The sequence below is a fragment of the Bacillus sp. V5-8f genome (assembly GCF_002863565.1).
Lineage (GTDB): Bacteria > Bacillota > Bacilli > Bacillales > DSM-1321 > Peribacillus.
Map to the genome: position 1 here is coordinate 104,204 of NZ_PGUW01000026.1, position 23,427 is coordinate 127,630.

General features: G+C 37.0%; 28 protein-coding genes and 6 pseudogenes. 6 read left to right on the plus strand and 28 right to left on the minus strand.

Annotated elements, in window-relative coordinates; genetic code table 11:
• Nucleotides 1-29: 29 nt before the first annotated feature.
• Nucleotides 30-1,295: a hypothetical protein gene (locus CUU64_RS20900; RefSeq protein ID WP_101635598.1), complete on the minus strand. Its 1,266-nt coding sequence runs from the start codon at nt 1,293-1,295 to the stop codon at nt 30-32.
• A gap of 253 nt (nt 1,296-1,548) precedes the next feature.
• On the opposite strand from CUU64_RS20900, the gene CUU64_RS20905 reads away from it, so the two are divergent.
• Entirely contained in the window at nt 1,549-1,740 is a 192-nt protein-coding gene (locus tag CUU64_RS20905; protein WP_101635599.1) for a hypothetical protein, read from the plus strand.
• Between the two features lie 176 nt (nt 1,741-1,916).
• Here CUU64_RS20905 and CUU64_RS20915 read toward each other — a convergent pair whose 3' ends face one another.
• The 5 genes and pseudogenes from CUU64_RS20915 to CUU64_RS20935 all read right to left on the minus strand — a co-directional run bounded on the left by CUU64_RS20915 (nt 1,917) and on the right by CUU64_RS20935 (nt 5,014).
• Nucleotides 1,917-2,213 carry a hypothetical protein gene (locus CUU64_RS20915; RefSeq protein WP_101635601.1) on the minus strand — a complete coding sequence of 99 codons (297 nt, stop codon included), beginning with the start codon at nt 2,211-2,213 and terminating at the stop codon, nt 1,917-1,919.
• Nucleotides 2,214-2,836: 623 nt separating this feature from the next.
• Nucleotides 2,837-3,403: a DUF4256 domain-containing protein gene (locus CUU64_RS20920; protein WP_101635602.1), complete on the minus strand. Its 567-nt coding sequence runs from the start codon at nt 3,401-3,403 to the stop codon at nt 2,837-2,839.
• 12 nt (nt 3,404-3,415) lie between these two features.
• Nucleotides 3,416-3,973 (minus strand): annotated as a pseudogene (locus CUU64_RS20925) (FMN-binding negative transcriptional regulator).
• A 44-nt stretch (nt 3,974-4,017) separates the two neighbouring features.
• On the minus strand, nt 4,018-4,536 hold the full coding sequence (gene paiA, locus CUU64_RS20930; protein WP_101635603.1) for a spermidine/spermine N(1)-acetyltransferase: 519 nt from the start codon (nt 4,534-4,536) through the stop codon (nt 4,018-4,020).
• A 25-nt stretch (nt 4,537-4,561) separates the two neighbouring features.
• Complete coding sequence (locus tag CUU64_RS20935) at nt 4,562-5,014, minus strand: MarR family winged helix-turn-helix transcriptional regulator (RefSeq protein WP_101635604.1); 453 nt, start codon at nt 5,012-5,014, stop codon at nt 4,562-4,564.
• 114 nt (nt 5,015-5,128) lie between these two features.
• On the opposite strand from CUU64_RS20935, the pseudogene CUU64_RS22855 reads away from it, so the two are divergent.
• Nucleotides 5,129-5,221 (plus strand): annotated as a pseudogene (locus CUU64_RS22855) (YitT family protein); the annotation flags it as partial.
• Nucleotides 5,222-5,584: 363 nt separating this feature from the next.
• Here CUU64_RS22855 and CUU64_RS20940 read toward each other — a convergent pair.
• A complete protein-coding gene (locus CUU64_RS20940) occupies nt 5,585-5,842 on the minus strand; it encodes a hypothetical protein (protein WP_101635605.1) in 258 nt (85 codons plus the stop codon).
• Between the two features lie 473 nt (nt 5,843-6,315).
• Between CUU64_RS20940 and CUU64_RS20945 the strand changes: the two genes are divergently transcribed.
• A complete protein-coding gene (locus tag CUU64_RS20945; RefSeq protein ID WP_101635606.1) occupies nt 6,316-6,582 on the plus strand; it encodes a hypothetical protein in 267 nt (88 codons plus the stop codon).
• Nucleotides 6,583-7,886: 1,304 nt separating this feature from the next.
• Here the strand turns inward: CUU64_RS20945 and CUU64_RS20955 are convergent.
• The 3 genes and pseudogenes from CUU64_RS20955 to CUU64_RS23270 all read right to left on the minus strand — a co-directional run.
• Nucleotides 7,887-8,417, minus strand: coding sequence for a YfiT family bacillithiol transferase (locus CUU64_RS20955; RefSeq protein WP_101635608.1), 531 nt, complete (start codon nt 8,415-8,417; stop codon nt 7,887-7,889).
• Nucleotides 8,418-8,526: 109 nt separating this feature from the next.
• Entirely contained in the window at nt 8,527-8,733 is a 207-nt protein-coding gene (locus tag CUU64_RS20960; protein ID WP_101635609.1) for a UPF0158 family protein, read from the minus strand.
• A 102-nt stretch (nt 8,734-8,835) separates the two neighbouring features.
• Nucleotides 8,836-8,961: pseudogene (locus CUU64_RS23270) on the minus strand (DUF2750 domain-containing protein); the annotation flags it as partial.
• Between the two features lie 1,034 nt (nt 8,962-9,995).
• Here CUU64_RS23270 and CUU64_RS20970 point away from each other — a divergent pair.
• A complete protein-coding gene (locus tag CUU64_RS20970; RefSeq protein WP_101635610.1) occupies nt 9,996-11,249 on the plus strand; it encodes an ATP-binding protein in 1,254 nt (417 codons plus the stop codon).
• Nucleotides 11,250-11,825: 576 nt separating this feature from the next.
• On the opposite strand, the pseudogene CUU64_RS20975 reads toward CUU64_RS20970, so the two are convergent.
• The 6 genes and pseudogenes from CUU64_RS20975 to CUU64_RS21000 form a co-directional block, all read right to left on the minus strand.
• Nucleotides 11,826-11,977 (minus strand): annotated as a pseudogene (locus tag CUU64_RS20975) (IS256 family transposase); the annotation flags it as partial.
• Nucleotides 11,978-12,142: 165 nt separating this feature from the next.
• Nucleotides 12,143-12,529 (minus strand): VOC family protein, encoded by a 387-nt coding sequence (locus CUU64_RS20980; RefSeq protein ID WP_101635692.1) that lies wholly within the window; start codon nt 12,527-12,529, stop codon nt 12,143-12,145.
• Nucleotides 12,530-12,626: 97 nt separating this feature from the next.
• Entirely contained in the window at nt 12,627-12,905 is a 279-nt protein-coding gene (locus CUU64_RS20985) for an ArsR/SmtB family transcription factor (RefSeq protein ID WP_101635693.1), read from the minus strand.
• Between the two features lie 269 nt (nt 12,906-13,174).
• Nucleotides 13,175-15,310, minus strand: a complete 2,136-nt coding sequence (locus tag CUU64_RS20990) for a heavy metal translocating P-type ATPase (RefSeq protein WP_101635611.1) — start codon at nt 15,308-15,310, stop codon at nt 13,175-13,177.
• Nucleotides 15,303-15,671: an ArsR/SmtB family transcription factor gene (locus CUU64_RS20995; protein WP_101635612.1), complete on the minus strand. Its 369-nt coding sequence runs from the start codon at nt 15,669-15,671 to the stop codon at nt 15,303-15,305. Before CUU64_RS20995 ends, CUU64_RS20990 begins: the two co-directional genes overlap by 8 nt.
• Nucleotides 15,672-15,870: 199 nt before the next feature.
• Entirely contained in the window at nt 15,871-16,170 is a 300-nt protein-coding gene (locus tag CUU64_RS21000; protein ID WP_101635613.1) for a hypothetical protein, read from the minus strand.
• A 37-nt stretch (nt 16,171-16,207) separates the two neighbouring features.
• On the opposite strand from CUU64_RS21000, the gene CUU64_RS21005 reads away from it, so the two are divergent.
• Complete coding sequence (locus tag CUU64_RS21005; RefSeq protein WP_101635614.1) at nt 16,208-16,486, plus strand: hypothetical protein; 279 nt, start codon at nt 16,208-16,210, stop codon at nt 16,484-16,486.
• Nucleotides 16,487-16,744: 258 nt separating this feature from the next.
• On the opposite strand, the gene CUU64_RS21010 is transcribed toward CUU64_RS21005, so the two are convergent.
• Nucleotides 16,745-17,230 carry a hypothetical protein gene (locus CUU64_RS21010; RefSeq protein ID WP_101635615.1) on the minus strand — a complete coding sequence of 162 codons (486 nt, stop codon included), beginning with the start codon at nt 17,228-17,230 and terminating at the stop codon, nt 16,745-16,747.
• Nucleotides 17,231-17,744: 514 nt separating this feature from the next.
• Nucleotides 17,745-17,858 carry a YjcZ family sporulation protein gene (locus CUU64_RS21015; protein ID WP_101635616.1) on the minus strand — a complete coding sequence of 38 codons (114 nt, stop codon included), beginning with the start codon at nt 17,856-17,858 and terminating at the stop codon, nt 17,745-17,747.
• Nucleotides 17,859-18,979: 1,121 nt separating this feature from the next.
• Between CUU64_RS21015 and CUU64_RS23275 the strand changes: the two genes are divergently transcribed.
• Nucleotides 18,980-19,108 carry a DUF3967 domain-containing protein gene (locus CUU64_RS23275; RefSeq protein ID WP_374702743.1) on the plus strand — a complete coding sequence of 43 codons (129 nt, stop codon included), beginning with the start codon at nt 18,980-18,982 and terminating at the stop codon, nt 19,106-19,108.
• A gap of 85 nt (nt 19,109-19,193) precedes the next feature.
• Here CUU64_RS23275 and CUU64_RS21035 read toward each other — a convergent pair whose 3' ends face one another.
• The 10 genes and pseudogenes from CUU64_RS21035 to CUU64_RS21080 form a co-directional block, all read right to left on the minus strand.
• Nucleotides 19,194-19,313, minus strand: a complete 120-nt coding sequence (locus CUU64_RS21035; RefSeq protein WP_101635620.1) for a YjcZ family sporulation protein — start codon at nt 19,311-19,313, stop codon at nt 19,194-19,196.
• A gap of 513 nt (nt 19,314-19,826) precedes the next feature.
• Nucleotides 19,827-20,267 (minus strand): hypothetical protein, encoded by a 441-nt coding sequence (locus CUU64_RS21040; protein ID WP_101635621.1) that lies wholly within the window; start codon nt 20,265-20,267, stop codon nt 19,827-19,829.
• Nucleotides 20,268-20,282: 15 nt separating this feature from the next.
• Nucleotides 20,283-20,585: pseudogene (locus CUU64_RS21045) on the minus strand (C40 family peptidase); the annotation flags it as partial.
• An 82-nt stretch (nt 20,586-20,667) separates the two neighbouring features.
• Nucleotides 20,668-20,970 (minus strand): lysozyme family protein, encoded by a 303-nt coding sequence (locus tag CUU64_RS23280; protein ID WP_374702744.1) that lies wholly within the window; start codon nt 20,968-20,970, stop codon nt 20,668-20,670.
• Complete coding sequence (locus tag CUU64_RS23285) at nt 20,889-21,065, minus strand: lysozyme family protein (protein WP_101635624.1); 177 nt, start codon at nt 21,063-21,065, stop codon at nt 20,889-20,891. The genes CUU64_RS23280 and CUU64_RS23285 overlap by 82 nt, the downstream gene beginning before the upstream one ends.
• A 3-nt stretch (nt 21,066-21,068) precedes the next feature.
• Nucleotides 21,069-21,287, minus strand: coding sequence for a hypothetical protein (locus CUU64_RS21060; RefSeq protein ID WP_101635625.1), 219 nt, complete (start codon nt 21,285-21,287; stop codon nt 21,069-21,071).
• 235 nt (nt 21,288-21,522) lie between these two features.
• A pseudogene (locus CUU64_RS21065) lies at nt 21,523-21,654 on the minus strand (oxidoreductase); the annotation flags it as partial.
• A gap of 32 nt (nt 21,655-21,686) precedes the next feature.
• Nucleotides 21,687-22,115, minus strand: coding sequence for a DUF7662 domain-containing protein (locus CUU64_RS21070; protein WP_101635626.1), 429 nt, complete (start codon nt 22,113-22,115; stop codon nt 21,687-21,689).
• 139 nt (nt 22,116-22,254) lie between these two features.
• On the minus strand, nt 22,255-22,665 hold the full coding sequence (locus CUU64_RS21075) for a DUF4395 domain-containing protein (RefSeq protein WP_101635627.1): 411 nt from the start codon (nt 22,663-22,665) through the stop codon (nt 22,255-22,257).
• 289 nt (nt 22,666-22,954) lie between these two features.
• A complete protein-coding gene (locus CUU64_RS21080) occupies nt 22,955-23,353 on the minus strand; it encodes a hypothetical protein (RefSeq protein WP_101635628.1) in 399 nt (132 codons plus the stop codon).
• Between the last annotated feature and the right edge of the window lie 74 nt (nt 23,354-23,427).

Sequence of the window (23,427 nt, forward strand, 5' to 3'; positions counted from 1 at the left end):
GAACTGTAGATTTACCCTGTTTCCGTAATTCAGTTTCCTCTGCTTGCTCGTTGGACATATACAAGATCCCCATTACGGCTAAAATGAAGAGTAACCTCTTTTCCTTCCAAACGCTCCGCTTCATTCTCCCTAAAGTCCTCAAGCTTTCTACCATCCAATACTCTAGCACCAAATATGTCCCCTATACAATCATAAACTTTACCATTTACTTCAAATGAATCACCGTGATATATTTGCGTGATCTTTCCGGTTACGGAACGATTGTATATTTCGCCCACACCCCTTTTACCGATGACATTCTTGGCGTCTTCATTAAAATACAATATATCACCAACTTGAAAATCTGAAACAGAGATTGGTTTTGTGTTTTTTAAAATTATGTAACTGCTTATATCCAGCTTTTCCCCACCAAGCCCGTATACAATATTATCTTTTACTTTCTCTATAATAATGGGTTCTGTGGCCCATGTGTAAGCATAAACAAACGCTGCGTCTCCATCTTCATTCAAGACTAATTTGGCATAAGGAAATTCCTGACCATTATAAGCAGAAAATTCCGTCTCTTTTCCGTTCACATATAGCGTTGTATCAGCTGTTACTTTGTATTTCTTGCCCGAGGTTACTAATTTAATCTTACTTCCTACTTCCATTCCATCATAGAGTACGGGATCCTCGGTCATTACCATCCTTCTAAGAATGTCACTAGAATCATACCATGCACGAATACGTTGTCCCACCATCTGTTGGAAATCAACAAGAAGATCTTCGGAGACATTTAATGTTCCGACACCACTTAGTTTAATTTTACGATTGTTAGCATTGGCGCTCGTTACATATCCGTCTTCATAATAATTATAATGTTCAAATTTAATTTGCTGCACCTGGCCGTTATGTTCAAAGGACAATGTATAAGGTTTTCCTGTTTCTAATGTATTTCCCTTATACAGAATGATCACAGCGCTTGTTTGACTTTTATTCAATCGAACTTCCTCTGTACCCATCACATCGTTTGAATTATTTTCAATTACTTTAAATTGAAATCTCTCTAACTGGTAAACCGGCTTATTAAATGTTACTTGTAAATATCGACTATTAGGCGTTAATAATTCAACCTCTTGGACGGTTAATTCGATATTCCTAGGTTGTTTGATCAATGAATTTGCATTAATAGTCACTCCGTGGATGGAATTTACATGATTGTCTTTGGCAGACGCGGCACTTGCACTTAGAATGAGGCCACTTGCTGCCACAGCTACAGATATAGTTCCCATTAAAATCCTATTTTTTTTTACCACTATTGAGACCCCCTAAAATCGATAATTTATCCCTCTTCCTTGATAAGGCACTTTAAATGAACTAAGATGCCCAAAAAACATAATTGATAATGATAATCTTTATCAATTATGTCACAAAGAATATCATTATCAATTAAGAATGTCTATATTTATTTTTTATTAGTAACCTTCAACTATAGCCTAAAAGACAAAACCTCCGATCAAAATGAAAAAGCCCTAATTACACTAACAGCGGGTGGAAAAGTAACAGCATATGGGCCTGCTTCAAGATTTAGCCTTATTCATGCATGTAATTGCTGTAAAACCTGCAGCAGAAATCCTAGAAGCAGATCCAATACACGGGCAAGTCATTTCTTTTGAATACATCCTTAGCACAATCCTGACATCATTTACGTTGTTGACAGGGTTGCGGCAGTTGGTAAGGGGAATAATGCCAAAAAGGTAATGGAAAACAGTTTAGTAAAGAAAACTAATGCTTTTAAAAAACGGAAGATTGTTTATTTAGACCCCGGTTTTTGGTATTTATCCGGAGGTGGCTTAATCTCAGTTGGTGAAATGATAAAAGAGGTAGAAAAAGGGTTCGATTTGATCATGTTGAACAATACTCCAAGTTTCGTTAAATCATAATTTTTTTCTTTGCTCTATAAACTTAATTTTATCTCCGCCCTGTAATTCGAAGGAAAGATTCATATACCATTTCCCATCACCTTCAATCACTTCTTTAAATAAATGTTGCCGCCAGTGTTGATAGTAGCGATGATATTCACCTTTTCTTTGAGTGCCCTTATATAGTAACTTCTTACCCGTGGAATATCTTTCTCCCAAATAAGTATTCCAATTTTTATCTTTTTGTTTTGGTTTGTAGTTTAAATCATTGGAATTACTAAAAAGGCTGCCAAAGCACCCCACCTTTTTCAATTAACGCACCCGTTCGTTTAAGTACGATGCTACACATACTTGCTTAAAGTGAAACTAATCTTAGTCATTTCTGAAAATATATGATTTCTGTCCAATCAAAATCCTCCTATAACTAGCCAAGGCGCTTAAAACAAAAAAATAGCAAAATCCAATTGTAAGGATTTCACTATCTGTAGAGAAATCAAGTCACTCTTAATACACCTAAAGTCTGAAGGGAATTGCGATAACCCCGTGAGGTCTCCACCCTACCAAACAGGCAGGGTTCTCGTCTATAAGGACAATCCAAGTGATGAAGAACGGGTGGAGAAGTCAGACGTTCTCATAGTACGGAAGTAGCTTGTTGACCATAACAACGAGTGAACGGAAGAGGAATGACCTATGGCTATATGCCATCAACAAGATGTAATGCCAACAATGACGTTACTGCCGTAAAACCATTTACGTGTTTACCATGAAGCAAATTGCTATATTACCAATGCACCCTTTGCGACTGCCCGTCGCACAAGGAGCTGCCACATCAGCCAAGTCTTATAAATTAATGCACCTATTAGTTGAATATGAAATTAAAGCCTTTCTCCAGGTAATCCATTCTCCAAATTCAAATTTAGCTGTTTGTGCATAATTTACACCCTTAGCAAGCCACGGAACCCCCTTGCAGCATAGTAGGATTCCGCTCCATTGTGGTACACAAATACAGTGTCGTAGCGACAATCACAAAAAATGGCCCCGCCAAGTTTTCTAATATTAGCAGGAGTTTGCACCCAACTCGATGTTTTCATATCGAAATTCTCAAGTTTCTGTAGCTCCCGGTATTGTTCTTCTGTTAAAAGTTCAATTCCCATGGTAGTTGCCATATCAATAGCGTTATTTTCTGGTTTGTGTTTTTTTCTTGACTCCAGTGCTTTACGGTCGTAACAAACACTTCTGCGACCTTTTGGACTTTCCGGTGAACAATCATAAAAAATGTATTCGCCCGTCTTTTTATCATGGCCAACAACATCCGGTTCACCGCCAGTTCCCTCCATTTCATTGAGCGACCACAGTTTTTCAGTATTAGCTTCGATCCTAGCTTGTACTTGAGCCCATTCGAGACCTTTATGTCGGTGCATGTTTTTCTCAAAACGGGCTTCCAAAGTTCTTAGTAGTTCTTCACGTTGTTCTAGTGACAACTCCTTATTTCTCTTTGTCATATTTAAAGCTCCTTATCTTTGTATATTATCTTGTTGAGAAGTATTTTCCAGATGCTTAATAATTAATCCTTGTCGTTCCATAGGATGATTTTGACTTAGTTTAGCTTTTGCTTCAATTTTTGTAATTTTTATTCTGAACGCTACAATTCCTTTACTCATTCCTTCGATAAAAGTAGGTTCAACATCATTTAAATTGTATGGACTACCAAGGCTTTCATATTTATTTACCAAGTCGTTTAAAGAATCAAATATTACTTTTCTATCTTCGACAATCTCCAGCTTTCCATATAAATGGATAGACACATAATTCCAAGTGGGTACTGCTTTAGTTGTTTCGTACCAAGAAGGTGAAATATAACAGTGAGGACCTTGGAAAACCACAAGAATTTGTTGGTTTTCAGCATCCTTTCATTGTTCGTTCGGATGTGCAAAATGACCGTATGAAGCTTTTTCAGATTTATTTAATATCAGTGGAAGATGAGTGGCGTAGGTTTCTCCATTATGCTGAGAAAATAAGGTTGAAAATCCATAGTTTTCTATAAAATCATAGATTACTTCTTCATCATGGATTTTAAATGTTTAGGTATACACACAATAATCCACCTTTCAAAAAGTTATATGAATGTTTTGGTCATAATAAAGTCCATTTGTTCTTCATCACCCATATAAAAAGAGTGGGCTCCAGTTTGAACGAACCCCATTTTCTTATAAAAAGCAATAGCATTTTTATTTTTTTCCCATACGCCTAGCCAGATTTTCTTTTTATTACGTTCCATCGCAATTACCATAGCTCTATTTAGCAAATATTTACCAAGCCCATGTTTTTGAAATTTGTTTTTTATATAAATCCTCTCGATTTCAAGTGATTCATCACCCATTTCTTCAGACTGAGCATCATTGGTATTGACCTTTAAATATCCAGCGACTTCATCATTAAAATAAACAAAAAAGAATTGCGAAGAAATGTTGGATAATTCTTTTTCTAATTGTTTTAAGTTAAATGCCCTTTCCAAATAGGCATTCATATTTTCAGGTGAATTCTGATCTTTAAATGTATCGTTGAATGTTTCATAACTAATTTCTTGAAGTTTGTGTGAATCTTCGAGGGTACACTTTTTTATATGTATAGTCATCTAAATATGTCGCTCCTTGGTATAGTCAATAATTTCTCTTGTTCCCCTTTTTTACAAATTCCCAGTCTTTTTCTATATTTTTTCTTACCCTTTGAAGAAGATTGGAAATGGTTTCTACTTCTATTTCGGAAAATCCCTCTAATGCAACGATATTGGAATAATGATTTTCTCTTTTTATAAAAGGATAAACATTTTTCCCTTTCTCTGTTGGAAAGAGTTTTTTAATTTTTTTGTTATGTTTATCTTCTTTCTTTTCAATAAAGCTATTAATTTCAAGTTTTTTTATAGCACGAGCTGCTGTTGTTCGATCTACTTTTATCATCTCGGCTACCTTTTCTTGAATGATTCCTGGGTTTTCACATATTCGCACAAGGTACAAATACTGCCCTTTTGTAAGGTCATATTCTTTAAATTCTATATTACTTATAGAATCTAATGCCCTTGCTATCATTCCAACTTCACGAAGAATTTCCTTCATAATTAACTCCTTAGTACATATATTTGTTGCAAATGCAATAAAATGGCATATATTAAATTTAATCTCATTTCGTTGCAATTGCAACAAAAAATTATGATAAAGAGGTCGAGTCAAGTGAAATATGTTTTTTATGTATTAGGAATTTTAATATTAACCCTTGGTATTTCTTTCACTATACAATCAGACCTTGTAACTTCACCTTTTGATGTTTGGCATTGCCCTTTTTAGAGAATATCGGAAGTTAATTTTCATGGTAGTTTAAGTGCAATCATTCACAATCAACATCTTCAATATTTACTATCCATTAAAAGGTTCTTTTGAAAAAAGGGCTGTCACTTCGAGAGCTTGTACATATTATAAATTAAGCCATCGCCAACCAGCATATTCGCCATTTACCTCCTTTGAATAGCAAAAAAGAAGCCCGCTAATTAGTGCCAGCCTAATCATTGGGCTTCTTTGAATTCGTGATTTGAACCTCTTTCGGTTCGCTAATACCTAAATGATCTATCCGATTTGTTGTTTAAGATATCGTAAGGCCATTTTGTCAAACTCTCTTACGGCATCCCTGTATCATTCGAAGGCAATGTCTGTAAAAATCATATTTCTTTTATGTATGAAATCCAAAGCCACCATAATGTTGTTGAAGTATAAATAAGGGTTGGTCAATTCATATAAAAACAGGAATTCACTCGGATCGAACAAATCTGTACAGGATTCCTCACAAGCCAAGATTATATCAATTACTGTATTTCCTTCTTGTTGTAAGACAAAGACAATCTCTTCCGGGTTATCAACCACATCTTTCCTACAGACAGAACGGCTTTTCATCCCCAAAAACTGGTCAACAGCATCAATATCATTCCCCCTTTAGGAAAAATACGATTTATGGAGTGTTTTTACCTCTTGGCAATAATGTGAATACTCACCCATTTTTTACACCATTTTACGATGCCCCCTTTCTGCCTACTTTATTCGATGGGAAGAGGGTATTTCCTGTGTCGATAAATTAACTGAGACTCCATTTTGGTGTTTTACCGAGTAATTTCCGAGTAAATACATGCTTGTGATTCAGGTGTTGGGCAGGATAATGGATACAGAAACAGTTATTAGAAGAAGCAGGTTGCAGACGCTTTTTTACGAGAAGTTACAGGAAGGAATACAACAAACCGAAACGAACTGAAGTTGGCATTGTAATTTCTTGATGGTGGGGTTACGCTGGTAGTCACAAAGATTGACCGTTGGCCATGTTCCACGTTCTTAAATTACGCGAGATAAAAAGAAAAAATAATAGGAGGATTTATATGCTTATTAAATCTAATAAGTCACCCAAGGAAATCGTGGGAGTTTGGCACCTTACAACCGCTGTGTTTAAGAAACGTAATATACCGTTGGTTGATGAACCATTAGAAAAGTTAGTAAATGCTGATATGCTTCCATTTGTGCTTAGAGATTTAAATAAAGTAGCAAGAATTCAAAAGACGCGGTCGAATAACGTAGCTTTATTTATAGGTATTGCCCGCTTTTTTTCGGAGATTAATATCGTTTATTGCCTTGAAACGGTTGTTTAGTCATCATTTTAGTACCGTATTTCTCACGTATGATCAGGTATTTTGGTTTTCGTAAAACCATGAATAAAGAGAACACAAAGGCAATACTTAATATTGCTGAAATTGCCCAACCTATAAATTCTACTGATTCCACACTTAGCTACCTCCCTTCTAAGATGCAATTTGGTATTAGGCACCGCCTTCACCCAATACCCTGATAGCCACTGTTGCCATCCAACCTAAATAGTTCAAAGTTCGCTAAACAGGGTAATATTTCCCTGTAGAAGTATATATTTAAACTGGAAATAATTATGTCTTATTTGCCATACGTAACCCTTTAATCTTATCCATTTAACAAAAATAGGCCAAGAACGATCTTCCGCGTAAATCTGCAACCTAAACTTATCGTGGCATTTGGGTCGGTTCGTAGAACGTTAACCCCTCTTGTAACGATGTCGATAAAACACAAACGGACACAAAAGAAAAAGCCCATCCGAAGAATAGGCATATATACAATATTACTCATCAAGTCTCTGCATATCCCAAGCCATTTGTATCACTATGTCATTATAAACACACTGCCGCTTGCAATCCGCTTATTTGAGCAATGTTCATACCGGGAATAAAACTGTTCCACGCCAATATCCAGTAAATTTTTTGGGTCTTCGGATTATATGGTGGAATGATGTATGAAAATATTTTAGTAATAAAGTATTTTCAAACATCACCCCCTGTATACATTTGGTGAACTAACGCACCCGGTAGTTAAAGAAGAGATGTTTTAAAAAAAGGACAACGCTTGCACGTTGCCCTTTTTACTAACCCTTTATATGGCCTGTAAACTGGAATCAATCAAGATTTCATTGTAATCTTACATACTCTGTTACTAAAGGATAGAGCCTCATATAAACTTGTTAGATTCATCCAATTGCATTAATTTAATATAAATTACCTCAACTAACCAATAAATAAAAAATAGAATTGGAACAAGGTAAAAAGGAGTTTCCAAGATCAAACTCAATACTACTCCTATCATTATTAAGCCAAACAATTTCATTACTGGCTTTATTTTAAAGAAATGAGTAATTAGCTCCAAAATTAAAGAAATAGGAATAAGAATTGGAAATCCAAAATATATTGCTGTAAAAACTGCGTCAATAGATAAGGGGAGCGAACCCTCCCCTCTAAAAATTATCGCTACATAATAAGAGAACACCCAAACCGTTATCATATTAAATATTACTAGTTTTATTATAGTACGCACATAATTATCCCCTTGAAAATCAGAATAATTCCAATACCAGTTAAGCGCAGGTTGAAATCTTTCACAAAGTCCTTTTCCAACCCTGACGATTACACAATGAAGTAATATGTGCAAGATGATGTCGACCGTGCCAAGCGTAGATTCCTATATTTTTACCTACTGAAACTTTACCTGAATCTGGGTGAATAAATATCTTTTCCATATCCGAAGGACTTAGACTTCGTAAAAGGTTTGTCCAGCGTTTGTGCAAGGCTTCGAGCAGAGATAGTGAAATATCAATTGGTAATTTATAATCAGAAAGCTCAGCCCATTTCGCTTCGGCATAAGGCTTAATTACAGGTTTTTCTTCCGTAAGAGCCAATTTAAAGCGAACATAGGCATTCATATGACTATCCGTAAGATGATGTATTACTTGTCGAACAGTCCACCCTCCTGAACGATATGGTGTATCAAGCTGTTTATTGTCTAAGTCTTTTACAGCATCTCTTAATAATCTTGGTAAATCTTCAATCTCATTTATCCAATCATTTGTAACAGTAAAAGTAATCTCACCATCATATCGAAATTTTCCAATTGGATACTTCATATCCATCTACTATTCCTCCTCTAAAATCTCTTATATTATGTTATTCAGCTATAATGCCCCATTAGCTTAATAAGCGGCCTGAAAGTGGCGGCTTATTAAAAATCACTCTTTTTCTTTATTCCACATAGGCTATGTTATTGTCTTTACACCAATTTATCACAGTCTCTTTGTATCGTTCGTAACGAAATGAATACCATGTTTCTTCAATACCAATATCGATGATATGATCCTTAAATCTTCTAAAGGCACTCGTTCCCTTAATTGCTCCCAACAACTTGTTTCGAATAATTAGATCATTAACACCAAAGCATTCGTTAATCAATTAAAAAGTAATAATTTAATTTGGTACTATCATAATTATTAGTTCATTATTTAAATCATTATGGATAATATCTATTTCCATTACAATATCTATAGGAAAAATTTAAGGTTTAACCCCATCTCTTCTCATTCCCTTGAGCCATTTAACCATCAAATCGTAAAAGTCAATTCGTTTTGCTTTAAACCACTCTTTGACAGCACGATATTCCGCGAATTCTTTTTTCGGAAAAAATGGTGTGAGATATTCCCATTGTTATCTTGTTCTGTCGCACATCCATCAATGAATGGGCCCCAAATCTCAACAAAGTCTACCACTTTTTCACACAGCAACTAGAGCTATCATCATGGAATCATGGTATTCACCACGCTGCAACCGTTTCGCACTGCCTTAAGATGTAACCCGATGATGATGATAGGAGGCAGAAGCAAGGTGTTTATGAATTTCAGCGTAGCTTTCAAATTTTTAGTGACAGGAATGTTTATTCAAAAAAATCAACCTAAAGTAAGCAGATTTTGCTGGCTTTGTAGCACTTTGCTACTATTATGCTTGTGCTTTCCATATAACTTTTCCCGCCAAGTTAATTAGAGTTTTATATGAGGGTTCCAATTATCCCCTTCCATATAAAATGCATTGCTGGTCTACCGCACTAAACGATTGTTGGATCGACTAGAATAATCAATCATTATTTTATTGGTTCCTTTGTTCTTTATTTTATATGTTTCGATGGGTTGGTTTTTCGACTCGCTCGGTGCGGTGTTTTTGCCGCAAAGGGAACAGGAACCCACGGAATGTTGGCCCCTAGCCGTACAGACCGTGGTTATCGGGCCATTTAGTACCAAAGCGACACGTATGGAATGACAGAAAAGCTCTTTCTTTCTGATCAGTCCGTAGTGCTGCCGTTAAAAAATGCCCCTACTAAGGAACTTAAGCTAAAGAATTCACTCAATAATCCTTACCATTCTTATTTCAATACGAGGACGTAATTTATAGATATATAAATTTCAAATCACTATCATACTCAAGATTTTCAGAAGTTACCGTTAATACAGAATATCGACTATGCCGCCAACTAAAACAGTAGGATAGTAGCCACTTTCAAGTATTCGTTAAGCCATCCCTTCCAGCAATGCAAAATGTGTCGAACTGTTAATGTATACTATCGGAAAATGTTGAAGTAAAATTGCTTTAATTCTATTTCCTCTCATGGTTAACTCACTTCAAAGGAGGATTAATCACTATACTATTTTTTAGGGGGAAGTAGATTGGCAAATATAGGGCAACTTTTATATCAACTGATATTTGTACTTTTTCCCATTTTCTGTTTTTACTTTTTTTTAAATGAGCGCTTTAAAAAACACCGAAAAGTAAATTTCACTATATTAATAAACAGTATTTTATTACTGATCATGTCTTTTCCTGTGGAATATACGGAAGGCTATCGATATGACTTCAGGTTGATTCCGGTCGTCCTGTCATTTCTGTACAGCGGATTGGCTCCGGGGATCATAACGGTGTTAACTTTACTTTTATACAGGTTCTATCATGGCGGGTCGGGGTTCGAATTGACACTCATCCATTATTTCATTGCAACGATTCTCCTTTCCATTAATACTTCTAAACTTAAAAATCTCCAACAAACAAAACGTAAACTGATCGACGTTTCTTTAATATTCTGGATCATTGTCTTAGCAAAAATCGTAACGTTAGTGGTTATTGATCAAATAAATCAATTATCATTCGCGCTCATCTTCTATTTCTTCACTTGGTTATTGCTGATGGCTCTTTTATACTTTATTGAGAGCATCAATCATATTCTATCTATTCGTAAAAAATTGCAGCAAGCAGAAAAAATGAATGTGGTCAGCCAATTGGCTGCTTCTGTTGCACATGAAGTAAGGAACCCGATGACGACTGTCAGGGGATTCCTTCAGCTTATGCATAGTGACGGGAAGTTAGATCAATCGCATTCCAATTATATTGATATTGCTTTGAAAGAATTAGACCATGCCCAGGCTATCATCAATGAATATCTCTCCTTGGCAAGGCCGCACACTCAGGAATTGTCTACCATCAATATATCGGAGGAAGTAAAGAAGACTGTTGAACTTATGTTCTCCTATTCCAATATACAGAACATCAGCATCCTCACAAGCATACATGATTCCCACTATATTAAAGGGAGAAAAGACGAAATAAAGCAGGTATTGGTAAATCTTATTAAGAACGGAATCGAATCGATGGACAATGGTGGAACCCTGAAAATAAATGTATTTGAGAACTGCGGTATCGTGACGATTGAAATCATAGATAATGGTAAGGGAATGACAAGGAAGGAAATGAATCAGTTAGGAACTCCTTTTTATTCGACAAAGGAAAAGGGTACTGGAGTGGGTCTTACCCTCTGTTGTTTTCAAATTATTCAGTCCATGAAAGGAACGATAGCGGTGGAAAGTGAGCTGGGACAAGGCTCCAAATTCACCATTCAGTTACCTGAGTATCATACGTATTCGGAATAATTAAAATGCCAACTCGCGGGTGTGTACTGACAACGAAATTACTTAATTTTTTTAAGAACATAACAGGTGGAATAGTTACCGGTTTAGGCTTCCCTCTTCTCAATAAGGGTAAACGGAGGAACGCCTACTGCATGTAATGGTCTATCCTTCCTATAAATACGATAATTAATACATACCAGATACGCCATCCTGTAAGAGGGTAAAAGAATTCCGCATATTACTGAAAAGCACCTAAACTATGCACTAATGCAGGAAAGCGTTCAACTCAATTTCAATCTATCCATGAGAAGAAAACTTGCCTTCAGGGGGAAGTTCAAAAGAATCACTGCTATAAATGCATAGTGTATTACAGCAATAGCATGATTCCCTTTGCTGATTTTATCGATGAATTTCATGTTAATAAATCCTATTTATGTTAATCAAGCCCAGAAAAAAGACGCTCATTCTTTTGAGCGCCTAAATAGACCCCCTGATGGTAGGTGTCAGGCAATATCATCTTATGTCCAACCAAACAACGTGACACAAATCAGGCAACATTTATTAAAGAAAATACTCAGTAAAAATTGTCTGAGTTAAGCCCATTCGATCATATTTCTCGTAATCTAAAAACGCCGTTAATTTAGTCGCAGCAGCGTATTGACGGCTGTTTCTAAATACGAACGGAATACTTCGGCAATATCTTGTTTTTTCACTAGAGCGTTAACAATATCTGTTGTAAACTGATTCATAGGGAAGACCTCTTTTCTGTAAATTGTCTTGTGGAGATTCAATTCTACAAGAAAAGGTCTTCCTTTTTCTATTTATTCATTTACACTCTCTTTTTGAACTAACACTTCACCGGTCTTAATCATACCCATAGTGTCGTCTAGAAACTGGGCTCTTTCTTCATAACGTTACTTCTTCTCTATCATCTGAATAAGGTTTCCGCATGTATCGTCGAAGACAGCTATTGTGACTTCGCCCATTTCTGTTGGCTCCATAGTAAACTTTACTGCATTTTCTACTAATCGTTTGTACTCTTTGCGAATATCTGCAACCCCAAACATTGTTACTGGAATGCCATCAGCAAATAGCTTCTGTTGAAACTCTTTGGCAGCAGGGTGGTCATTAGGTTCGAGTAAAAGCTCGGTACCGTCTTGTTCATCAGGAGAAACAAGCGTTATCCACCTATATGCTCCGCTGGGAATGTCATGTTTTTTTACAAAGCCCAGCGTTTTTGTATAAAACTCTAATGCTTTGTCTTGATCTTGAACGAATATACTAGTAATAATGATTTTCATCATGTTTTGGCCTCCTTTGATAAATGCGAGGTACGGTTCTTTTCTAACAATCTGGCTACAAATAGAAAAACTCATACATTCGTCGTTAGTTATAAAATTAATCTACCCATGCTTTCAGCAAATTTTTAAGTGGTTCTTTGTTAAACATAAGTACTCGATATTTTCCCTTTCGTTTTGATTTTACGAGCCCTGCATCTTCCAATATATTTAGATGTTTAGCGATTGCCTGTCTCGAAATGGAAAGGTTGTGTTTCATAACGAGACGTGCCGTTAGTTCATACAACGTCAGCTCGTTACGTTCGGAAAGTTCATCTAATATAACCCGCCGAGTCGAGTCGCCAAGTGCTTTGAATACAGCGTCTTTGTCACAATCCATATGTCGATTGTATGCAACTATACGGTTGCTTGTCAAACATAAGCAACCGTATAGTTGCGTGATAAAGGAACCATATCATACACCCCTTAAAATCACATAAAAGTAGTTTGAACCATTAGTAAATATAACCCGTCTTATATTTACTGATCATTTTGAGAATAGCAGATATTTAATTTTCATGGTAGTTTAAGTGCAATCATTCACAATCAACATCTTCAATATTTACTATCCATTAAAAGGGCTTCCCTATATGGGAAGCCTTATTATTACTATTCCTGTACCCTTAATAAACGTAGACTGTTTAACGTAACAATTAAAGTTGCTCCCATATCCGCAAATATTGCAATCCATAGTGTTAGCCAACCTGGAACGACTAGAAGTAGTGCCAAAGCTTTGATAGCTAATGAGAAAGTAATGTTTTGCTTAATAATTGCTAATGCCTTCCGGCTTAGCTTGATGGTGTATGGTAATTTACTTAAATCATCCGACATTAAAGCAATATCAGCCGTTTCCAGGGCTGTATCTGTTCCTGCTCCACCCATAGCAACACCAACCGTTGAAGCTGCAAGAGCTGGTGCATCATTTACTCCATCTCCTACCATAGCTACACTTTTATGTTGTTCCCGGAGTTTTTTGATATAAGATAATTTATCTTCAGGTAACAAGTCAGATTTGATATCTGACACGCCAACTTCATTACCAATCGCTTCAGCTGTTCGTTGATTGTCTCCAGTAAGCATTACTGTTTTTTCGATACCGATTTGATGCAGCTTACGAATAACTCCTTTTGAAGATTTTCTCATTTCATCAGCAACAGCAATCAAACCGATATTTTCTTTTTCAGTTCCAAGGATCATCACTGTTTTTCCTTGTTTTTGAAGGGTTGTAATCTGCTCTTTAGTATCCGCCTCAATGTTATTTGGCAGAATCTCTTCAAACAGATTCGGACTTCCGACAAAGTACATTTCATTATTTACTTTTGCCTTTATACCTTTACCGGTAATGGATTGAAAATCTTCTACGATTACATTGTTAAAGTCCAATCCATACTGTTCAGCTTTTCTCATAATTGCAGAAGCCAATGGATGCTGTGAACCCTTTTCAATAGCAGACGTTATCTGGAGCAATTTTCGTTCATTACCTTTCAAAGTAATCATATCGGTAACAGCTGGAACACCTTTTGTCAAAGTCCCGGTCTTATCAAAAGCAATGACTTTCAAAGAACCTGTTGCCTCTAAGTGAACGCCACCTTTTATCAAAACACCGTTTTTAGCTGCGTTCCCAATTGCTGTTACCACGGCTACAGGAGTTGAAACAACTAGGGCACAAGGGCAACCGACAACCAAGACAGCCAATCCTTGATAGATCCATTCGCTCCAATCTCCTCCAAGAAAAGGAGGAACTACAGCGATCATTAAAGCCAAAAGAATGATAAACGGAGTGTAGTATTTTGCAAATTTATCAACAAATGCTTGTGAAGGGGCCCGTTCTGCTTGAGCTTCTTCTACAAGGTGAATGATTTTGGAAAGAGTGGTATCTTTCACTCGTTTTGTTACCTTAACCTCTAACAAACCTTCTTCATTCAATGTACCTGCGAAAACTTCATCATCGATGGTTTTCGCAACGGGCACAGACTCACCGGTTATAGCAGCCTGATTTAATGTGGATGTACCTTTCACAACCACACCATCCATCGCTAACTTTTGTCCTGGTTTCACGATCATAATATCGCCTACTTGGATATCATCAACGTGAACCATCAATTCCCGATTGTCCCGGCGAATTAATGCTTCCTTCGGAGCAATTTCCATTAAGGATTCGATGGATTGCCTTGCTTTATCCATTGAGTAACGTTCTAGAGCTTCACTAATAGCAAAGAGGATGACTACCGTTGCTCCTTCGCCCCATTCACCAATCAGGGCCGCACCAATGACAGCGACTGTCATAAGTGTATTCATATCGAATTTTAACCGGCTTAAATTCTTTAGACCTTTCAGGAACAAAGAATATCCGCCTATTAGGATAGATGCTGCGTATCCAATTGTCGGAAGAATGTGTTCTTCGCCATATTGCTCTCCTAAAAACCAAGCAATAATCAACAATACAGCCGAAATATATACCTTAATGTTTTCTTTTTGCTTCCAAAACGGTTCACGTTCAACCCTTTGTTCTTTTTCATCCCGAACTTTTAGGTTTTCGAATGCTCCTGCCTTTTCTATGTCTTTAATGGTTGTATCACCATAAACCGTAAGCTTTGCTGCACCAAAATTAACTACCGCATCAGAAACACCATCCAGGTGTTTCACGTTTGTTTCGAACGTTTTAGCACAGTCAGCTCAGGTGAATCCCTGAATGCGGTATGTTTTTGCTTCTTTTTCATTTACCTTTATTTGTTGCTCAGACATTTGCTTTCAACTCCTTGTTATGAGCTAGTGCGATTACAATCAATTGTTTGATGTGATCATCGTCTAAGGAATAGAAAACAAGCTTTCCTTCTTTTCTGTGCTTAACAAGCCCTTGTTTAAGAAGAGTACGCAAATGGTGGGAAGCAGTAGCAATGGTAGAACCAATAATATTAGCGATGTCACACACGCATAACTCATCATCTTGGCAAAGAGAATAGGCGATTTTAGCCCTATTTTCATCTGCTAGTGCCTTAAATAATTGGGCCACACTAGAGATATCCTCTTTTTGTAATTCTCCTTGTATTCGGTTAACTTTTTCTTCGTCATAACAATAAATTTCACAAGTATCTTTATTAATCATTAACATTCACCTAATATTCAAATATTCATTTGATTATATTATAACCATTTCTTTTTATTATTCAAACTTTTATTTGAATGAGTAAACCAAAACTTTATTTAAAGACACAAATAAGGCAGCTATTATACTGCCTCGTCCTTTATCCTATTCTATTTTTTGTATTCTTGCCAAAAATGAACCAATTGGAATACTGCATACCTTAATGTTTCCAGGATGCAACGCCATCTTCAAAACTGCTGTTGATAAGAAGGTTGGACGCAGAACCAAGGTTGTCGCTGGACTCGATTAAATTTCCATTCCCGCTTTCATCATATTTCGCAACGGAAGATACCTTTCCGTTGTGATCCGTTTCAGATACAGCATTTAGCCCATCATAGGCTATCGATGTAACACCGTCTTCCGTATCTGTAATCGATGTAACATCATTATTTTGATTGTATTGATAAGATTCAGTACCATAGCTGTCACTTTCCGTCAATATGTTCGCATTTGGCATCATAGGTGTATAATTCTGTCGGGCTTGAACGCCAATTGGGATGCTTCTGTCGCTAGGCGGTCATTCATTTGCTCATATTATCCGTGCCCACGAAGGCGGTGGTGCACGTTCCGACCGGGACGCAATCGATATCAGGTTGATCAATTTAAAATGGAATCTTGGAGGTGTAAGCATGCGCGGAAAAAAATTACATAATATTCAGACACTGTTCTCAAAAAAAATGTGGGTTTGCAGGTGCCGTGATCGTGAGTTAGTGTCAGCACGGAAAAATTATAAGAAGACCGGCAACCTGCAAGGGCTGCTCCCCACATTTAAATAATTATTCATTTTTAAAGCATGGCGGGCATTCAACATAAATGGAGCAGGAACCTAATAGTAGATACCCTAAAATCACGTGTTCCACTAAAACGAAGTGAACGTTTTGTCACTATTCAAATTTATTTTATGGAATAAAATTCAAAAGAACTATCTTGCCCAAAAATGATTATATTGTTATTAAAGCTCAATGAAGAAGGTACAAACGAATTGTTGATAACAAAAGCTCTGACTATTAAGAGTACACCATACTATTGGAAAATTACTTTAGTTGTGCATTTGTTTGTTTGAATGACCAAGTCTTCGTTCCCCTTTTGATGGTTGCTGTAACGGTTGCACCCACTCGACTATAAGGGGATCCCAGCAGTACGGGTTTCCAAGTTTTTGGCGGATAAATTGTGTAAGATAAAGTTTTGCCACTAATTGTATAATCCTTTATTTGACCAGTTAGATTTCCGGATTTAGATGGACCAGGCCCTACTTGTCCAAGCCTTATTTTTGGTTTTAATACTTGAAGTGATCCTGAAAGTACCTGTATTTTCCCTTTAACTTTAGTAATTTTGTAGAGTTCGTTTCCATCACGATAAGGTACCGTTGTAAAATATACGGTAGTAGTAGACTTAACACCATATGTTTTATCATATTGTGTTCGGGTAATTTGATCAGCTTGTGCCGCCGTACCGGTGAAACCAACAGCAAATAATAGGAATGCAAATAAAAACGTACATCGAATCAGTTGTTTTCTCATCATTTTCTCCTTTTTATCACGTATTATTTTTATGAAACGGTAGGGTTAATACCTGATTCTTTTGTGTATCAACCCATAAAGGAACCCTTCCATTTTATGACATGATATCTTGGATTAAATCTAGATTCGAGGTATTTCCAATGTACACCCTGTCCAACCTACATAGGGACATTGAAGTGCTTCACCAAGTAAAAGGATAAAATTCTGGTGCTCCTCTTTGTGTTTTATTGTTGACTCTTGTATCTACCATCTGGCTATAGCATTTTACAATCTATCAACCCTCACATTTGCTTTTTTCATAGGTGGCACGACGGTGGCCACATTCCAATACCACTTTGAGGAAATATACAGGAATTAAGTGTTCACGATGTTTAGGCTAGCCAATTGCCTATAAGGGATAGTGAGGTTTAACGTATCATATGTAAAAACCGCTGACATGATAGTCTTTTTTTCAATGGAATAAAGGAAAGCCTGATAGAAGGTTCGAAACCCATTATCAGGCTTTGAGTGCAAATTAATTAGCGTAACCGCCATAGCAAGCGCAGCCAGTAATTACAAGAAGAATGAAAATAACAAGGAGAAAAGCAAAGCCGCTATTCCAGCATCCGTCTCCAGTATATTTGCCCATATAGTCTCCTCCTTTGTGTGCTAGTGGAAAAGCTATTTTACACTTTACATACTATGTACAACCCATTGGGACATGGTAGAGAGTTTGTCCTACTTAAAAATGTACCTTTTCATCAATTCAATAAATGCTTTTTAAAAAGGCTGTCACTTTAATAGCTTGTACATATTATAAATTAAGCCGAAGCCAGCCAGCATATTCGCCATTATCCTCCTTTACGAAATGGCAAAAAAGAAGCCAGATAATTAGGAGTGCCTGATTATTGGGCTTCTTTCAATTTGTGATTTGAATCTCTTTCGATTTGCATATTACGCAAATCATCTACCCGATTTTTTCTTTAAGATATCGTAAGACCATTTTGTTGTACTCTTTTACCGCGTTTTTCTTTGTCTCCACCAAATCCCGATAAATAAATCGGAATATCATTTGTATCATAAATGTTTTAGCCTTCCCCCTTACCCATGCTAATTCTAAGTGATCATATTCCTTTAAAGTTTTGTATCCCATTCAGTTTCAGTCACATAAAACACACCCTTATCAGGCTAAGAATAATAGCCTTTATATCTTTTATAGTCATACAGGCATTCATTTGTGTGGGCCAAAGCTCAGAGCGTTTCTTTTGTGCCTCTAACATTTGATTTATTTTCATATAGTTCCGAGTGCCTTCCACAATTTATCAATGAAAATAAAAACAGAAAACAAATACGAATTACGACTTTGTATAGTTCGTACTAGGATGACAGGTGAAAGGAGTGAGAACGATGGAGGGAACGGAGAAGTACATAACTCCCAACGATGCCAGTATAAAGTTAGGCATTGGTGACAGTACACTTTGCAAGTGGTGTCTTTTGTTAGAAAGTCATGGTTTCTTTTTTCGAGAACAGACAATAAACGGAAATCGTTCTCGGAGAAGAATCTGGAAATGCTGCGGCACTACTGGCAATTAGTTCAAGTTCAAAATATGGGCATGGAGAACACATCTTTGATTGTATTATCAAGTTTAAAGAGGAAAACGAGCTAACCGTCCAGTCAGAGCACAGTGTTCCTGCTTTGCTGATTGTAACGAGTTAGTTGAAAACCTTTTAAAGCACATAGAACAAAAAGAAGCCTTTAACTAGCTTTTGTTGCAACGGTTAGACGAACAGCAAAAATACATAGATGAACGGCTTAACAAGCGTGATGAAATGTTAATGGAGTCCATAAGGGAGACTCAAGAAACAAAAAAACTTCTTCTTTGCAGCAAAGGAAGATGAGGAAGAGAAGAAAAACGTAATATTTAGATTATTCAGTAAATATCATAGACCCTCCATCGGGAGAGTCCATTAAATGTCTAAAAGATTAATAACCGCCGCAAAAGCCAGCACAGCCAATGATCACCAATAATATGAAGATTACAAGGATAAAAGCAAAACCGCTGCCCCATCCACCGCCGTAGCCGTAGCCGCCATAACCGTACATTTATTTCCCTCCCCTTTTAGATTAAGTTAGAGAAAATGAACGAATGAAAATATGTGGTGGTTTTTATTGTATGTATAACTAATTGAAAGGGGCATGGTAGAGAGTTTGTCTTAAAGAAAAATGTGTCTTTTTATCAATTATAATAAATATATTTCTCTTGATTTAAAAGGGGCTGTCACGTTCAAGCTTGTACATATTAAAGAATCCAACGCTGACCTTCCAGTATGTGGCGTTTCAAAAGCCTTGAATAAACGAGTTTTCCCAATCTATGAACCTCATATTCACATAAATTAGTGTATTGTTATCTTTATCTACAAAAAAGAGTACCGGCTCCGCCTCCGCCTGATACCATGATAGCCACCATTGCTACCCAACCTATATCAAATTATAATTGAAAACGCTTACAAAATCAATTTAATGTTACTACGAACATCCGGTCAGATTTCCGATGAACTCTACATTATCAATCTTCCAACCTTGTTTTTTCCACAAATAAAACGGTAGTTTTGACGATCACATTTCGGTATTTGCAATATTGTTAAATTGTGTTGTCTGCTTGAATTCATTAAAAAATTCAGCTTCATTTCTCGATGAGCGATACTCAAAGGCTATAAGTCCAACCATGGATGATTTCACAGTTTCATCCGACATTGGAAGTTCCATCCCGGAAGGATAGGTTGCCTGGTAACCCTGGTCGGTCATCAGCGGCATGATTTTCTGGTATCTTTCAGCTGTTTCTTCATATGTGAAGAATTTCTCAAGGAATTCTCGATTGACTTTTGATGTCTCACTTTCCTGTATGGTTGATAAGGATTTAATCTGTTCTTCGTAGTTACCCTGATTGGCCCGTACTTCCTGAAGCTGTGAACGCAAACTGCATATATACATGATGACCATAGCCCCGTCGATCCCAATGATTAATAACACAAAGCTTTTCTTGGGGATTGGCTCCAAATTAACAGCTCCTTTCTATATCCTTCTAAAACCTAAGAAGGGATAACGGTTTTTCCAATCCTCAACTGAAGAATACGAAATGCCTCCGCTATTGTTTGCATTAATGAACTGGCCGTTCCCGATAGACATGCCAACATGGGAAGCCCCCGGCTTGTAGTTGGTGAAGAAGACCAAATCCCCCAGCTTTATTTTGTTTTCGGGAATCGGTTTCGTTTTGTTAAATTGTGACTGTACTGTCCCGTACATATCAATGCCAATCTGGGCAAATGCATATTCATGCAGGCCGGAACAGGCAAAACCTCCTGCTGCAGGCGTGCTGCCTCCCCAAACCTATGGCCTTCCTAGATATTTTTTCATGATGTTATGAACCTCCTCCACATTGAACGTTTGTGTTCCATCACTACATTAGTATTGCTGCCGGTTCCACCGTCATAGTACGCATAACGTGTTCGACATAATTGACATCACCGTAACGTCCCCACCCGGACCTTGCCGCCATCATCCTATTTAACTCTATAGCTAGTTCCTTGGTATAACCTCTGCGCTCCCAGGCATACCCTATGAATCCATTTCCGAAGTTATAGCTTTGCAAAGCAAGTTTGATATTGCCTTTTGCCTGTTTCAGCACATCCGCAAAGTATTTGACGACGATTTGGATGGAATACTCCGGGTCTGTAATGGCTCCGGGCGCAAGACTGAAGATTGTATGACACCCAGGTGTCGTCCCCCTGATTCCTGTTGGATGAGGGCAAGGAGTAGTCCCACATGTTCCTCGATTCCGTTTTGTTCAGTATTCATATCTCAAAACATTGCTTGATACGTGCGCCGGTCCAGTGTTTCCTTCACTGGAACTTTCGGATTCAAACTGGTTTTCGCCTCCCATGTGGTGGAAATGGACAGGGCAAGTCCAAAAACGGCCGTCAGTAGCAAGAGGATCCCTGCAATAGTCAAAAGCAAGGGGTTCTTATATACATCAGTGGCTTTTGTGATTTTGCTGCCTTTCTTCCAAATTCCCTGCATGAGTAAGTCCTCTTTCAATGAACATTCAGCATTACGCGACAAATGGAGCGTTATGTTACATGCGGCATTCAATTCCGTTCCTTCTCTGTATGTCTGAATTTTGCATTTCTTCTCTTCGACTTTTTGACAACCGTTTCAGTAGATAGTTTCGCTTGTCTTTTTTTGCTCTTTCGCTCACTCCTGGCGTTCGGAAGGTTATTGACTGATTTGCTCAATTCTGCTCCTTGTTCCCTTTTCCCACTGTGAATTCGTTACCGACTGCTTCACGGACAGCTTTAGATACCTCAACTAATAATCGAACTCTGTTTTCCGTAGAGCCTCCATATTCATCCGTTCTTTGATTCGTATAATCGGATAAGAATTGATGATAAATGGACCAAGAACAAAAATGATCCTTCTTTAATCTCGTACGAAACAGATACTTGTACCTAAATTAATTTTCGTTGTTTTCCAGCCAGCCAAAATCCATGCTTTTGCATGTGAATGTGTACCACTTGTTTCATTTGCCCACCAAGCTCCATATTTATAAGCAGAATTTGGTAAGTTAAATTGCAGGATTTCTTCAATTTCCGAAAATGTTAAGGATAGTTCCGAAAAGCAATTTCTCCTTTGAAACAAGAAATCAAAGAGTTTCGTATATTTCCCTTCATATTTCTTATCATATTCTTCAACTTTCCCGTGTTCATTAACTACTGATGTTGCACCTCTAAAAGTTAAGTTATTACTTTCTACAAAGCCCATAAATTTATGCAAGAATTGCTCGTGATCGATGTCATCTTTAGTTGAAAAAATACTTCCTTGAATAAGGATACTCTTGGAATTATTCATGTTGTTTGTTCTCCTAAAAAATAGATATTGTTATTTTTATCGTCAAATGAACAAACATATTTAGGTCTATGTAAAAAAGACCCAATTCTTTTTTCCACAACGAACAAGAAAGGGTCCTTTTTGCAAAATGCACAAATGTTTATTTAGTTAAGGTTCTTCTATGCTTCCACATAATATAACGGTATCGAATGAAACAGCCAACGCAAAAACCCATCAATGCAATACCCGCAGCTAACAAGACCATAATACTAAAAACATATGCTAATGTATTCCAACTGAGTTGAAAGAACACTAGTGATAATCCAAGGCAAACCGTTGCTATCCATTGATTAAAAATCTGCTGTTCTTTGTCTTCCATAATATACTCGGATAACGGCTTCTTGAGAAAGCCTTTCCCTGTTGCTATTATAGGATTCTTCTTTGTTACTAATGTGTAGACACCTATAACAAATGGAAGTAAAAGTATGAATTTATACGATACCATCGCGATAAGAACACTCAACACAATAAATGATTGATTAAGTTGAACCAACGGTTTTGGAATACCCATGCGAAAAACCCTCCAGTTGAAAAAATATGCCAGAACAATAACATAGTATATTACTATGAATTATTTATTGACAATACCACACTTTTAGTATGCTGTACATATTTTCAACCTAATGATGTCCTTAGCAAAACCTCAGCTTGCTGCATTCAGCTTTGAATTTTTGGGTACCTAAATCTATCGGTGAATTCAGTGAACATCGAGACAGACTCCCTAAACGAATGATTTTCGGGGGCTAGAATTGTTCGCCGTTCCAAGAATCTTCCCTACAAAGATTAAACAACCTTAAAAATCACGAATAGTCATTGTCTTTCTTTTCTTTTGCTTTCAGAATCATGTCGTTTTCTAGAACGATATAAATCGCTGGTAACTTAGGAGAAAGAGTAATAATTTCTCTTCCGCTTAGCCAAATGTACTCCTCTTCGTTACCTTCATTCGTCGGGTCAATACAAAATATTGCTTCGTCCATCTCCTGGCCATTCATTTTTGTTATTGCTTGACAATCTGGTTCAACCTTTTTCATAAAATGCTGGAAAGCCTGGTCCTCATTTCTAGCCCCAATCCAAGCGGTATTTTTTTCTCCGTAAACAACAAACAATCCCGCTGTCAACACAATTTCGATGTTTGCCATTCCTGAAGGACTTACGATAAATCCCTTACAGTGATCACATCTTATAGAAGTTTTGAACATAGACACATCTCTTTGGTTATGCGCTCTATTGCACCTATGGCAATAATGAGTGATCTTATAATTGTAACGCATCT